Origin of the sequence: Undibacterium sp. 5I1 (assembly GCF_034314085.1) — a bacterium.
Taxonomy (GTDB): domain Bacteria; phylum Pseudomonadota; class Gammaproteobacteria; order Burkholderiales; family Burkholderiaceae_D; genus Undibacterium.
In genome coordinates this window covers 3,538,195-3,552,787 of the sequence record NZ_JAVIWI010000001.1, presented here as the reverse complement: position 1 = coordinate 3,552,787, position 14,593 = coordinate 3,538,195, and the positions used below count along the sequence as shown (strand labels likewise).

Below are 14,593 nucleotides of genomic sequence, written 5' to 3'. Positions count from 1 at the left end.
TCAATACATTGCGCATTACCGCGTAAACGCATCAAAAGAAACAACACCCAATATGAATGAGGAGATTGCTTACATGATTGAAACGATCAGGGCTTTTGTCAAAGACGAAGCGGAAAAATTTGGCGCTAAGGGGTTTTATATCGAGAGAAATAATACTATGCCTGATGCATTAAAAGATGATGGCGCTTACTTTGGGTTTATTCATCCGAGTGAAGAAAAGTCCGGTCCTTTTCATGATTTCTCATTCACGATTTTCCCTAATAATCAAAACAAAGCTTGGCTAATTTGTTTAGGTGTTGGTTCCAGCGGTTTTAAAAATGACTATGAGCTAGCAACTTATCCTGGGCCGTGTCGTTTCTTTTCAAAATTGATTGATACAGATGGAATCTGTAAATCGGATTTTTCGGACATTGAATCCTCCTTGCCGAGGAATTTTTTAGATCGTGATGAACTCGCGCATATCAAAAAAACTTTAGACAAATATCGCAACGTTTTGCCAGTCGCGCAAATTGTCAAAGATCCAAACTCTGACGACGGCAAAAAGCGGATTTCCTCCATCTTGGCAGGTTACGCCAAATTACGAAATTGGCCGACGAATGATTCCCAAAGAAAAGCAGTAAGCAAAGCAATCAAAGAAGTCACAAGCGACAAGCTTAGTGACGATAAGAAAGCAGTTTCTAGTCTTCTCAGCGAACGTAAATATGTCGTACTGCAAGGCGCGCCAGGTACAGGTAAAACGCGGCTCGCAAAAAATATTGCGGCGGAGTGGAAGGCTAAAACTTTCTTCACGCAATTTCATGCTGAAACGTCTTACTCCGATTTTATTTATGGCATACGTCCAAAATTAGACGCAGCGTCATTGGCCTATTCAGGCGAAGAAGGCGTATTACTAAAAGCGATTAAGCACGCGCAAGCGCATCCAAATGAGCCCACCATACTCATCATCGACGAGATTAACCGTGCCAATTTATCGAACGTCTTAGGGCCATTGTTTTACCTATTCGAATACAAGCAAGACTTTGCCAATGTCGAAATCGCGCTTACCCCTGAGATCGCGCTATCAAAGATCCCAAGCAATCTTTACGTGATAGCCACCATGAATACTGCCGACCGCAGCTTGGCGGTAGTTGATTTCGCCTTACGTAGACGATTTGCATGGTACGACCTCAAACCGCAAGCGATAAGCTCTAAGGAATTTCATGGGAAACACTTTGCTAAGTTCGAAGAAATATTTAATTGGTACGCCAGCTCAACTGAACTCGCGTTACAGCCAGGGCAAGGCTATTTTCTCGCGCAAAATGAAGATGAGATGAAGAATCGAATTCGCTATGAATTATTCCCACTCATGCGCGAATATCTGCAAGAAGGCTTACTCAGCAATGCCAAAGAAGAACTGAACAGTTACTTCGTTGCCGAAATAGGTCAGGCATTATTTGAATGAAAAAATTTAACGATATTTTCTGTGAACTCCCATGCTTAACTGAACAGTTCAAACAGTTCAGTGGTATTGAATTGCAGAAAACATTTTTTAAAAATGCCGACAAAAGATTGATCGGGCAAGTCTTACAAAAATTCGTCAATTACAACGCCAAATCCTTCGAATTTTTAGGCGTGACGCCGTCTATCGTTGGCATCGATCAAGACGTGTCGCTTTGTTTTAGAACTTCCGCATTTGTTGGCACTATCCCGCTACGCGCACCAGATACGGGCAAACAAATTGGCGACTTCGTTGTGGTACCGCGATTTATCGCACGTGATCGTTACGCTGATTATGTTGAGATCCTGAATCTGCTAGACAATCAGATAGAAGCGCAATTTATAGAAAGCCTGCCGCTCAAATCTGGCTACCACTTTCGACCACCTCTATATTTGGAAGCGGTCAAATTTATAGATTGTCTTACCGAACTCACCAAGACGCATTGGCAGAAATTTTCTCGTGTTGAAAAAACCGCGCAAGCACCCGTCGGACAGGTGAATTGGAACAAATACATCGCCAATCAATTCAAAGTGGAGAATCAACAGCGATACCCCGTTGCCACCAATGTGATGACAGAATTCCACGCAGAATATGCGCAGCTCGCTTATGTATTTAGCCTCTGTAAAAATGAAATCAATTCACCACGCACACCAGTAAGCCTGAAGCTACGCATCAAGAAAAAACTTGACGTGTTGGAAGAAAAACTATATTTTCATCGCCCTCTCAAAACAGATCATTTGATCGAGAAGCAATCTGACCTACCCGTCGTCAAACGCTGCAAGGAACAAGCTAACCGCGTCTTAAATTTTCAAGGGAACTTAGGTACAGCATGGCGGGTGGATTTTTCTGATGTCTTTGAAAAATTTGTGCAACACATATTCACCATGGTTGCCAAACAAATCGGCGGAAACTTTTTCGCTAATTACAAAATCATTCGCGATTCCAAACGGCATTACGCATGGGAGCTACACCATCTGGAGCCAGACGGCATCTTTAAAAAAGATAGTAGCTTGCTGACTATAGACGCCAAATACAAATCGCACTTATTGAATAGAACCAGCAGCAGCGAACAATTGAAAACGGATTATCGCCACGATCTCCATCAAATTTTGGGCTACGCATCGTTTGATACGCATGCAGAAAAAAAAGCAATTCTCTGCTATCCATCAAACGAACTAGAAGTGACTGAAACGGTGTATCTAAATCGAATCAATCAAAGCAAAATCAGAGTAAAAATCCTTGGCATACCGTTGCGTGCAGATACGATGAGTGAGGTAAAGCGGTTTGTGATTGAAAATATATTTGATCTCGGCAGCAATCAACTTAAATCGATCCTTTAAGTTGATTGCTACCCGTACGTCCCGACTGGTCTGACAATTGGCGCCGTCATTCTGACACTTACATCCCCAAAGACCTTAAGAGTTCATCACTAGCATCATCGGCGGCGGTAGCTGCCGGTGGAGTTGAGCTTGCTTTGCCAGTCTTATCCGCTTGCTCCATGTCCAGCAAGGCATCTGGATCGGTGATTTCGCTGGAGTCGAAGTCATGCAATTTAATGAATTCTGTGCGGTCAATCGCGAGTTCCAGATAGAAAATATTATTATTTTCTGTGAAGAAGGACACGCGGCGGATTTCCGGGCGGTCTAGTGGAGTATCCACGCTGAGCATGACTTGTTTGTTCAGCACCAGCATTTTGGGTTGGTTTTGAGTGATGTTGGTTTGTAGTTCTCTGCGGACTTTGCCGGTGAAATCGCCGACGATCTGGTTCATTAGTTCGCCCAAGATATTCGAGACCTCATCGGAGCTGAATGAGGAGGCTAGTTCGGACTTGGGCATACCCATGCTTAGCATGTATTTCTCATAAATTTCTAAGGCGGCGTTGCCAGCAAAGTTCAGCACTACCAGGCCAGAAAATCCGCCGTCAAATAAGACAAAGCAACCGATATCAGGCTTCAGACCGATCTTGGTTACCCGCTGCACCATGGCAGAGTAATGAATCTTGCTTTGCGTCGCTACGTTCAATACGCGTGTGACCGAATTGCATAAACTGGTCAAAAGATCTTCGGTTCCATAAACGACCGTTTTTTCTTCTTTAATCATGTGCGACTCCTAAAGGTATTTTTTGAATTTACTTTTGTTTTATTCGCCCAGTACGCGGTGCGCTATTGCCTGTACATCGCTTTGCCCAGATCCAGGCCCTACATTTTGCAGCGTCGATGGTGCGGCGAGCGCCATGCAAGCTTTTGCGCTCGGACACGGTGATCCATGGAATTAGTTAAGAATATTCAATGGGACACGCGACGTCCAGTTGTTTCACGCTTTCTGTGCAATTTGCTGCAGCTTTATGCCTGTGATGGACGACGGTATGTTGCTGAATTGATCTTTTTTCCTGGTCAAAAATGGTGTGCTCGTCAAAACCAATATCTGTAAAAAAAGCCATCCAAAAAATGGATGGCTTTTTTGATTGTTATATTTTTACGTTAAACGTCAATATTCCCAGCCCGCAGCGCATTGGATTCAATAAATGCTCTGCGTGGTTCTACATCATCGCCCATTAGCGTAGTAAAGATCTGATCCGCAGCAATCGCGTCTTCGATTTGTACTTTGAGCAGGCGGCGTACTTTTGGGTCCATGGTGGTTTCCCATAACTGCATTGGGTTCATTTCGCCTAGTCCTTTGTAGCGCTGTTTGCTGACGCCGCGTTCGGCTTCGTCGCGCAGCCATAGCATGGCGTGGTGGAAGTCGGCTACGGCGCTTTCTTTCATACGCTCGCCTTCGCCACGGCGGATGAAGGAGCCTTCGCCCAGCAGGCCGCGGAAGGTGTTAGCGGCGTTTTCTAATACTTTGTAATCGTTGCTGTCGACGAAGTCGGCGTCGATGCTGCTGACTTTGACGTTGCCGTGGTACATGCGTTCTATGCGCAGGCCGAAGGTGCCTGACAAATCATCCGTGCGTACGATGGCTTTGACTGCCGGGTCGTTGATGGTGGTGGTAAGGGCGGTGGCGGAGATTTGTGCGTTTTCTGCCGTGTCCATTTTGAGCGTGACGCCGGTCATGATGGCGGTGAGAGCGGCACGGTCGATCATGCGGGTCAGGCGCGTCATGATGGCGTTGGCGAGATTGTATTGGCGTACCAGTTCTGCCAGTGGCTCGCCCGTGATCGGGTCTGCGCCTGTGCTTGGTATGAGCGATGCGCCAGTCAAGGCAACGGTCATCATATAGCTGGCTTCTTCAGAGTCATCTTTGAGGTAGCGCTCATCGCGGCCAGCTTTTACTTTGTACAAAGGTGGCTGGGCGATGTAGATGTGGCCGCGCTCTACCAGTTGTGGCATCTGGCGATAGAACAAGGTCAGTAGCAAGGTGCGGATATGGGCACCGTCGACGTCGGCATCAGTCATGATGATGATGCGGTGGTAGCGCAGTTTTTCTACATTGAATTCGTCTGGGCCGATGCTGGTACCTAGCGTGGCGATCAGAGTGGTGATCTGTTCGCTGGAGAGCATTTTTTCAAAGCGGGCTTTTTCTACGTTGAGAACTTTACCGCGCAGTGGCAAGATCGCCTGGAACTTACGATCCCGGCCTTGCTTGGCGGAGCCACCTGCGGAGTCACCTTCGACGATATACAGTTCGCACAGCGCAGGGTCTTTTTCCTGGCAATCGGCGAGTTTAGCGGATAAGCCTAGGCCGTCCATGACGCCTTTACGGCGGGTTAGTTCGCGGGCCTTGCGAGCTGCTTCGCGCGCGCGTGAGGCCTCTACAATTTTGCCGCAAATGATTTTGGCGTCGTTAGGGCGCTCTTGCAGATAGTCGGATAAAGTTTTGGCGACAATTTCTTCTACCGGGCCGCGGACTTCGCTGGAAACCAGTTTGTCTTTGGTTTGTGAGCTGAACTTTGGCTCAGGTACTTTGACGGACAAGACGCAGGTTAAGCCTTCGCGCATATCATCGCCGGTGACTTCGACTTTAGCTTTTTTAGCGTAGTCGTGTTCTTCGATATATTTATTAATGACGCGGGTCATCGCTGCGCGCAAGCCAGTCAGATGGGTGCCGCCGTCACGTTGTGGGATGTTATTGGTAAAGCATAAAACTTGCTCGTTGTAGGCGTCGTTCCATTGCATGGAAACGTCAACGGTGATGTTGGTGCCTTGGTCAGACAGACGCTCACCAGTGGCTTGGAAAATCGTTGGGTGCAAGACGCTTTTAGATTTGTTGATGTATTCGACAAAGCCACGGGTGCCGCCTTCAAAGGCAAACATTTCTTCTTTGCCTGTGCGTTGGTCGGTGAGTTTGATGCGCACGCCATTATTGAGGAACGATAATTCGCGGATACGCTTTGCCAGAATCTCGTAATGGAATTCGACATGAGTGAAGATTTCTTCATCGGCCCAGAAGTGGACTTCGGTACCGCGTTTGTCGGTGTCGCCGATGACTTTAATCGGGGAAACGACAATGCCGTCGATGGTTTCTATTTCACGGTTTTGCGGTACGCCGCGGACAAATTCCATCGCATATTGTTTGCCATCGCGGCGGATAGTGAGCTTGAGTAATTTGGACAGTCCATTTACGCAAGACACACCAACGCCATGCAAACCGCCGGAGACTTTGTAAGAGTTTTGATCGAACTTACCACCAGCATGCAGCTCGGTCATAACGATCTCTGCCGCGCTGCGTTTTGGGTCGTGCTTGTCGTCCCATTTGATACCGGTCGGAATGCCGCGACCGTTATCGGTAATGGAGATGGAGTTGTCGGCATGGATGGTGACGTTGATCTCGGTACAGTGACCAGCCAGCGATTCATCAATTGAGTTATCCAGCACTTCAAATACCAGGTGATGCAGACCGGTGCCGTCCGATGTATCGCCAATGTACATGCCGGGGCGCTTACGCACGGCTTCCAAACCTTCCAGTATCTGGATTGAGGACGCGCCATAAGCATTTGGCTGCGCTGGAGTGTTGTCTTGGGTGTTCTCGGACATGGTTACCTTCTTTATTATGGTCTTACTTGTTCTAACGTACTAACTGATCTGGAGTTTTAGTTCCCACTCGCAAGCAGCGTCATTGCTGAATGCGGGGCTGGGATGAGGGCGCTTAGTTAGTCAACTTAGTGAGTCAAATTAATTCGTCAACTTAGTTATCAACTTAGTTATCAACTTAATTCGTCATATCACTTGAATAAATCCGGCACAAACCACTTTGAAATCCATAGCGGAATTTGTGTAAATCCGGATTACCTAATCTCCCTCACTCCCCAGCCGCATTCAGTAATTAGGCTGCATGCGGCTGGGGAGCTTTAGCACTCTTTCGCACTAAATCCGCATTGGCATAACGACGTATTTAAAATCGGCGTTGTCTGGGATGGTGATTAATGCGGATGAGTTGGAGTCACCAAAGGCGAGGTTGATCTGATCGACTTTAAGGTTATTCAACACATCCAACAAATAGGTAACATTGAAGCCGATATCGACACTGTCGCCGCCGTAATCGATTTCAATTTCCTCTACTGCTTCTTCCTGATCGGCATTGGTGGACAGGATTTGCATACTGCCCGGTGTGACTACACAACGCACGCCTTTGAACTTGTCGCTGGTCATAATGGCGGCACGTTGCAAGGAGCGCAGCAATTGCTCGCGACCCAAGGTGAAATTGTTTTTATAACCCTTAGGGATTACGCGGTTGAAATCTGGGAATTTGCCTTCGACCAATTTGGAAATCAGCTCAATATCAGCAAACGTCAGCTTGACCTGATTGTTGGCGATGTCGAGTTGCACCAGATCGTCCTTGTCTTCTAACAAACGCTGCAATTCGATAATCGTTTTGCGCGGGATGATGACTTCTTGACGTGGGAATTCTTGTTCGACTTCCACCTGGCAATACGCCAGACGATGACCGTCGGTCGCCACGGCAATCACGTTTTTGCCATCGACCACGAGCAACAGACCATTCAGGTAATAACGAATGTCTTGCTGCGCCATGGAGAAGTGCACCATGTTAAACAGGTGCTTGAGCGTTTTTTGCGGCAGGCTAACGCTGGCGTTGAAGTGTTCTGCTTGTGCGACGGTAGGGAATTCTTCTGCCGCCAGAGTTTGCAAAGAGAAGCGCGATTTGCCTGACTGCACAGTCATCTTCTTATTGTCGAGCTTGAGGACGATGTCATTGTCGTCCGGCAGTGCGCGCAAAATATCGAGCAGCTTACGCGCAGCGACGGTAGTGGCAATGCTCTCGCCACCCGAACCGATATCGGCACGGGTGGTGATTTGCACTTCAATGTCAGTCGACAAGAAAGACACTTTTTCGCCGTCCTTGCGTATGAGGATATTGGCCAGAATCGGCAATGTGTGCCGACGCTCGACAATACCGCTCACGATTTGCAGAGGCCGGAGGATTGTGTCCCGGTGAGTTTTGACCAATTGCATGTTTATATCCTCGCGTAATTTTGTTAATAAAGGATGATTCACTTCTGTAGCTTACTTCTCTGGCTTGATTCAGTAACTTCGTTCTGTAACTTAGTTTTATAACTTCAATGCCGTAAGGTAATGACTTAAAAAACTTAAATGCATTGTCCAATGATTCTGCGGCTTCTGGGGCAAAAACCGCGTGGAGGCCGCAGAATGATTGGACGTCTAAAAATGGTACTTCTAAAATCCTAGGGTGCGCCATGCGCATTATCAACTTTATTTGCTTCGTTGCCGCTTGCTTTGGTGCGCACGGCGTACACTACAATTTGTAGTGCTTAACCCTTCAGAGTCTGCTCCAACACATGTAGCTCATGATTACATTCGGGATTCTTGCTGCGATCTGCCGTGATTTTGCGTACTGCATGCAAGACTGTGGTGTGATCGCGGCCGCCGAACAGTTCACCAATTTCTGGCAAGCTTTTTTGCGTTAATTCTTTCGCCAGATACATCGCGATCTGGCGTGGTCTGGCGATATTCGCTGGACGCTTTTTAGAGTACATGTCGGCGACTTTCATGTTGAAAAAGTCTGCAACTGTCTTCTGGATATTTTCTACCGAAATCTGGCGGTTCTGTACCGATAGCAAATCTTTTAAGGCTTCTTTGACGACATCAATCGTGATTTCTTTGCCGTGAAAACGCGAGTACGCCAGAATTTTTCGCAAAGCGCCTTCTAGTTCGCGTACGTTAGAACGCAGATGCTTGGCGACGAAGAAGGCGACGTCATCCGAGAAATGTACGCCTTCGAAATGCGCTTTTTTGAGCAAAATCGCTACGCGCATTTCTAACTCGGGCGGCTCAATTGCTACCGTCAGACCAGAATCAAAACGCGAAATCAGACGATCGTCCATACCCGTGATTTCTTTTGGGTAGGTATCACTGGTGATGATGATTTGCTTCTTGGCGGCGATTAGCGCTTCAAACGCGTAGAAAAATTCTTCCTGCGTGCGGCTTTTGCCACCAAAGAATTGAATATCATCGATCAGCAATAAATCCAGCGAATGATAGTAATGCTTAAATTCGTCAAACCCTTTGCGCTGGTAAGCAGTAACGACATCGCGCACATATTGCTCAGCGTGGATGTAGCGAATCCGTGCTTTAGGGTTGTCCACCAGAATCTGATTACCAATCGCGTGAATCAGATGGGTTTTACCTAAACCTACGCCGCCATATAAGAACAGCGGGTTATACGATACGCCAGGATTATTTGCTACCTGGATGGCTGCTGCACGTGCTAACTGATTGGCTTTACCCGTCACAAAGCTGTCAAAAGTCAGATCAACATTGATGCGGCTTTGGTCGCGGCGCGGCGTGGATTCTGGCACCGGATCATGTATTTGCGGTGGCATGTCGTTGTTGCTAGTGGACGACTCGCGCGGATCGCTACTTTGATTTGTACTGGTGTTTGCAGCGGGAGCCGGTTTTTTATTGATGCGTGGGTCCAGAATAAATTGGACATCAATATTTTCATCCCAAAATTGCACTGCCAGTTCAGTAATCCGGCTGGCGAATTGGGTTTTAACCCAATCCAGTTTAAAACGATTAGGCGCACCAATCCGCAACCGGCCGTCTTCATAATCGATCGGGGTCAGTGGTTTGATCCAGGCGCTATACTGCTGCGGCGTAAGTTCCTGCTCTAATTGGGACGAGCAGGCTTGCCAGAAATTTTCCATGTAGTCACTTTAATGATGCTGATGTGCGGCGTGTTATCGAATGTTAAATTGCTGCTGAGTCGCTGCTTAGTCATTAACCTAGCAATGAGATTGGTTGCTGCTTGCTAAACCCTGCAAATGATTCTGCATGAATACTACTACGCAAAACAAATTAAACATCTTGCCATTAAGGCAAATCGGTCATGCCACACTAATCCGCTATTTTACTCTTGCTATCCCGAGTTATCCACAGGCTAATGCGGAAATTTGTTAGGACTTACGCAAAACCGTCTCAGCTGCGCTGTAGCTCCTAGTTGTACTAAAGTACTATCTTCGTCGCTATGCCTTGCCGGGACAATTTTGCGTAAGTCCTATTTGTTTACTTTGTCTGCGCTATGACAAGACGAAAAAATGTGCTAAGTGATTGACACGTAAGCAGAAAGTAGTGTCTAATTCAGGGTTCCCTACCCTCTTTTTGTTGATTGCATTCATAGTTTGTTATAAATGCAACACACCATGAGCAGCGGTTTTGGGGAAGTAATGGCGAGTAAGCAATTTTAATTCTGGTTTTAATTCGCATAAAAGCATTACTCGTACATTACCCGTGATTCCGATTTTTTATTTGCTCAAATAGCGAGACCAACATGAAACGTACTTACCAACCTTCCGTCGTTCGCCGCAAGCGCACTCACGGCTTCCGCGCACGCATGGCAACCCGTGGCGGCCGCGCTGTATTGAACGCACGTCGCGCTAAAGGTCGCAAGCGCTTGGCAGCTTGATCTGTCCAGCTATGATCAGTGCTTGTATTGGCTGGTGGCATGAGTTGCACAACTGATAATATGGTTAATGCAATGACATCAGTAAACGCAAGTGGTGATTTTACACGCGTTCGGCGCATCGTTAAAACGGATGAATTTTCATCCGTTTTTCGTTTGCGGCCGGTACAAAGAACAGCACATTTTGTTTTGTATGCAAGACCGACCGAGCTGCCAAACGCGCGCTTGGGCGTGGTTGCTGCCAAGCGTTTTGCGCCGCGAGCGGCGACACGCAATACGATTAAGCGTGTTACGCGGGAAATTTTTCGTTGTTCGTCCCTGACCAATGTGGATTGTATCGTGCGCTTGTCCAAGCCCGTAAATACCAAAGCAGGTCCAGCTACCACCGCGCAACTGAAGCGTGAGTTGCGGCTGGAGATCTTGCGTCTGTTTGCGCCAGTGCGTTTGCTGGTTACCGACGGTGCAGAAGCGCTGTGAAATCTCTGCCATGAAACCTTTATTGCTCCTGCTGCTGCGTTTTTACAAACTCGCTATCAGCCCTATGCTGGGACAAAATTGCCGTTTTTATCCGTCCTGCTCAGATTACGCGGCAGAGGCAATCCGCGAGCATGGCGCTGCAAAAGGTTGTTTGCTGGCGGGCAAACGCGTATGTAAGTGTCACCCATGGCATCCGGGTGGAGTGGATCCAGTTCCACAAAAATCTGAAAAAAACAGTTTCGTCCCCACATCCGACGGACGTTCTAAAAAGCGTCAAGCTGCGTATGCCAAAAATGCTACTCATGCAACTAAGCATCACAATATGATGGCTTTAAAAAAACGTCCTGATTCTTCTTCTAAATCTACCTGCTAAAACACAAATGGATATCAAACGTACCGTCCTGTGGGTTGTTTTCTCGATGTCGCTGTTGATCCTTTGGGACAACTGGATGCGTCATAACGGCAAACCATCTATGTTCTCCTTTACGCCATCTAGCCAGGCGCAGCAGAGCAAAAACGCCAGCGCTTCTGCATCAGGTTCATCTGCTGCCAGCACCACTGCCACTAGCAACGTCAGCGCTAATGGTGTTGCCACTGGCGCTGACGCTGCTGCCGTTAAAAATGAGCACATCACGATTACTACTGATGTGATCAAAGCCGATATCGACACCTTAGGTGGTGAGATTAGTCGCCTGGAATTACTCAAGTACAAAGATGTAGACGACCACACCAAGAACGTTGTGTTGTTTAATGAAAGCGCTAAACGGACTTATCTGGCTCAAACTGGTCTGATGGGTGGTGCTTTCCCAAACCACAAATCCAGCTTTACTGCTAAGCCAGGCGTGCGCACGATGGATACTGGCGACAAAGTGCAACTGGTACTGGAATCTGAATTGAACGGCGTTAAGTTGACTAAGACTTATACCTTCAAAAAAGGTGATTACGTCATCGACGTCAAGCATGACGTGACGAATAATTCTCCGGTAGCGATCACGCCATCTTTGTATTTGCAGTTATTGCATGACGGTACCAAGCCAGAAAACGGCGGCATGTTTAGCGCCTCCAGAGAATTTTATGCTCCTGCTGTCTACACTGAGTCGGACCATTTTCAGAAACTGGATTTCCAGAAAATTGAAAAAGATAGCGCCAATCCAGACGCTAAGCCAAATCACGCAACCAAGGCAGACAATGGTTGGGTCGCCGTGCTCCAGCATTTTTTCGTGTCCGCTTTTATCCCGCAAGACAAAGCGCCACGCACTATCGTGACCGAAAAAGTCAAAGATAATCTGTATGCGGTAGCGACTATTTTGCCAATGGGCAGCATTGCACCAGGCGCAACAGTCAGTATGGATGCGCGTCTGTATTCTGGTCCACAAGAGTCTGACAAATTAGAAAAAATTTCACCAGGGCTGGATCTGGTAAAAGATTATTGGTACTTTGCGATTATTGCAAAACCGATGTTTTGGCTCATGGAATTGATCCATAAGTTGTTGGGTAACTGGGGCTGGACGATTGTGGTTTTCACGATCTCCATCAAGCTGGCATTGTTCCCGTTGTCGGCTGCTGGTTATCGCAGTATGGCGAAGATGAAAGTACTCACACCAAAAATGCAAGCCGTGCGTGAGCGTCATAAAGACGAGCCGCAAAAAATGAATCAAGCCATGATGGAGTTGTACAAAACTGAGAAAATCAATCCTCTCGGTGGCTGCTTGCCGATTCTGATCCAGATGCCAGTTTTCTTGTCGTTGTACTGGGTGTTGCAAGCCAGCGTAGAAATGCGCGGCGCTCCTTGGGTGGGCTGGATTACCGATTTGACCGCACCGGATCCTTGGTACATTTTGCCCGTGTTGTATGCAATCTCGATGTTTGTAACGGCCAAGCTCAATCCAAAACCGGCTGATCCTATGCAAGCCAAGATGATGATGTTTATGCCGCTGGCTTTCTCAGTGATGTTCTTCTTCTTCCCGGCGGGTCTGGTCTTGTACTGGGTTGTTAATAACGTCTTGTCGATCGCCCAGCAATGGGTGATTAATAATAAGTTGATCCCGCCAGAGCACAAGTCTTAAGGTTTTGAAGGTTTAAGCCAAAAGTCTATGTTAAAAAAGCCCATCTTAATCATGGGCTTTTTTTTGGACTTTTTAACGGGCTTTTTTTCTATGGACTCCTGTAGTATTTAGGCTAAACCACAGACCATTTTCCTGTATTTTTTTGCAGAGTTAGAATTACACCATGAACCAACATCGCCATCATCAAAGTAGTTACGACAGCACGCCCATTACCGCGATTGCCACAGCACCAGGGCGCGGTGGTATTGGTGTTGTACGTATTTCCGGCAAAGATTTAAGGCCGGTGATTGATTCCTTATTTGGGGACGCATTTGCCAACGGTGTAAAAGCGATACAACTCAAGCCACGCCACGCGACGTACCTGCCATTTACGCAAGCGGATGGTAGCGTGATTGATCAGGGCATCGTGCTCTACTTTAAAGGTCCACATTCTTACACCGGTGAAGATGTCCTCGAGCTACAAGGGCACGGCGGACCAGTGGTGATGCAAATGCTGCTGACGCGTTGTCTGGAAGCGGGCAAAGATACGGGCTTACGCCTGGCGCAACCGGGTGAATTTACTCAGCGTGCTTTCCTTAACGATAAACTGGATTTGGCGCAGGCCGAGGCAGTGTCGGATTTGATTGAGGCATCGACCGAAGCCGCCGCCAAATCAGCATCACAATCGTTGTCCGGTGCATTTTCTAAAGTGATTCATGCGTTGGTAGAAAAAGTTGTGCACTTACGCATGCTGGTAGAAGCGACGCTGGATTTCCCCGAGGAAGAAATCGATTTTTTAGAAAAATCGGATGCCCGTGGTCAGCTCAGCGCCATCCAAACGGCCTTGCAGGCGGTATTTAAACAGGCGGCGCAAGGCGCTTTATTGCGTGAGGGTTTGAATATTGTATTAGCCGGTCAACCGAATGTCGGTAAATCGTCTTTGCTCAATGCGTTGGCGGGTGACGACGTTGCTATCGTCACGCCTATCGCAGGCACTACCCGCGACAAAGTGACTGAGACTATCCATATCGAAGGTATCCCGCTTAATATCATCGATACCGCCGGTATTCGTCATGAGGATGATGAACACGAGGACCAGCATAATAATGAGCACAATAAGGACGCGCCGCGCAGCAGCATTGATGCGGTGGAGCGTATCGGCATCGAACGTACCTGGGCTGAAGTCAGCAAAGCCGATGTCATTTTGCATTTGCTCGATGCTGGCCGTGGCCCGACCCGCGCTGACGACGCGATCGTGGCGCGTTTCCCGGATCAAGTGCCTGTGATCCGCATCTGGAACAAAATTGATCTGTCCGGCCATCATCCCAGCGTCGATCAGATGGCGGATGCCACCCACGTATATTTGTCTGCGCAAGACCATATCGGCATTGATTTACTGCGCAAAGAATTACTCCGCATCGCTGGTTGGCAACAAACGGGCGAGTCCTTGTATCTCGCGCGCGAACGTCACCTGATCGCACTAAAGCAAGCTAACGAGCATTTAGAATTTGCTGCCGCCTATGCTGCACAAAATGATCAGTCGCTGGATTTGTTTGCGGAAGAGCTACGCTTAACCCAAGACCGGCTCAACAGCATTACGGGCGAATTTACTTCTGATGATTTGTTGGGTGTGATATTTTCCCGTTTTTGTATCGGTAAATAAGTTTGGTTAGCAGCCAATATTAAATATACTCCCAGTAAGTACATTTAATTG

The 14,593-nt window shown here is 47.5% G+C and carries 11 protein-coding genes; 7 read left to right on the top strand and 4 right to left on the bottom strand.

Annotated elements, in window-relative coordinates:
* Positions 1 to 73 precede the first annotated feature (73 nt).
* Both RGU72_RS15500 and RGU72_RS15495 read left to right on the top strand, forming a co-directional pair.
* Positions 74 to 1,441 (top strand): McrB family protein, encoded by a 1,368-nt coding sequence (locus RGU72_RS15500; protein ID WP_322120583.1) that lies wholly within the window; start codon positions 74 to 76, stop codon positions 1,439 to 1,441.
* The gene (locus RGU72_RS15495; protein ID WP_322120582.1) at positions 1,438 to 2,817 is read left to right on the top strand and encodes a hypothetical protein; all 1,380 of its coding nucleotides are present in this window, start codon (positions 1,438 to 1,440) and stop codon (positions 2,815 to 2,817) included. The genes RGU72_RS15500 and RGU72_RS15495 overlap by 4 nt, the downstream gene beginning before the upstream one ends.
* A gap of 58 nt (positions 2,818 to 2,875) precedes the next feature.
* Here RGU72_RS15495 and RGU72_RS15490 read toward each other — a convergent pair whose 3' ends face one another.
* The 4 genes from RGU72_RS15490 to dnaA all read right to left on the bottom strand — a co-directional run bounded on the left by RGU72_RS15490 (position 2,876) and on the right by dnaA (position 9,602).
* A complete protein-coding gene (locus RGU72_RS15490; protein WP_322120581.1) occupies positions 2,876 to 3,577 on the bottom strand; it encodes a DUF3334 family protein in 702 nt (233 codons plus the stop codon).
* Positions 3,578 to 3,957: 380 nt separating this feature from the next.
* Positions 3,958 to 6,453, bottom strand: coding sequence for a DNA topoisomerase (ATP-hydrolyzing) subunit B (gene gyrB / locus RGU72_RS15485; protein ID WP_322120580.1), 2,496 nt, complete (start codon positions 6,451 to 6,453; stop codon positions 3,958 to 3,960).
* A gap of 330 nt (positions 6,454 to 6,783) precedes the next feature.
* Positions 6,784 to 7,890, bottom strand: coding sequence for a DNA polymerase III subunit beta (gene dnaN / locus RGU72_RS15480; RefSeq protein ID WP_322120579.1), 1,107 nt, complete (start codon positions 7,888 to 7,890; stop codon positions 6,784 to 6,786).
* Between the two features lie 317 nt (positions 7,891 to 8,207).
* Positions 8,208 to 9,602, bottom strand: coding sequence for a chromosomal replication initiator protein DnaA (gene dnaA / locus RGU72_RS15475; RefSeq protein WP_322120578.1), 1,395 nt, complete (start codon positions 9,600 to 9,602; stop codon positions 8,208 to 8,210).
* Between the two features lie 623 nt (positions 9,603 to 10,225).
* On the opposite strand from dnaA, the gene rpmH reads away from it, so the two are divergent.
* From rpmH to RGU72_RS15450, 5 genes are all read left to right on the top strand, one after another.
* Complete coding sequence (gene rpmH, locus RGU72_RS15470; protein ID WP_061535510.1) at positions 10,226 to 10,360, top strand: 50S ribosomal protein L34; 135 nt, start codon at positions 10,226 to 10,228, stop codon at positions 10,358 to 10,360.
* A gap of 72 nt (positions 10,361 to 10,432) precedes the next feature.
* Positions 10,433 to 10,834, top strand: a complete 402-nt coding sequence (locus tag RGU72_RS15465; RefSeq protein WP_322120577.1) for a ribonuclease P protein component — start codon at positions 10,433 to 10,435, stop codon at positions 10,832 to 10,834.
* Between the two features lie 10 nt (positions 10,835 to 10,844).
* Positions 10,845 to 11,207: a membrane protein insertion efficiency factor YidD gene (gene yidD, locus RGU72_RS15460; RefSeq protein ID WP_322120576.1), complete on the top strand. Its 363-nt coding sequence runs from the start codon at positions 10,845 to 10,847 to the stop codon at positions 11,205 to 11,207.
* Positions 11,208 to 11,214: 7 nt separating this feature from the next.
* On the top strand, positions 11,215 to 12,900 hold the full coding sequence (gene yidC, locus RGU72_RS15455; RefSeq protein WP_322120575.1) for a membrane protein insertase YidC: 1,686 nt from the start codon (positions 11,215 to 11,217) through the stop codon (positions 12,898 to 12,900).
* A gap of 163 nt (positions 12,901 to 13,063) precedes the next feature.
* Positions 13,064 to 14,542, top strand: a complete 1,479-nt coding sequence (locus tag RGU72_RS15450) for a tRNA modification GTPase (RefSeq protein ID WP_322120574.1) — start codon at positions 13,064 to 13,066, stop codon at positions 14,540 to 14,542.
* Positions 14,543 to 14,593 lie beyond the last annotated feature (51 nt).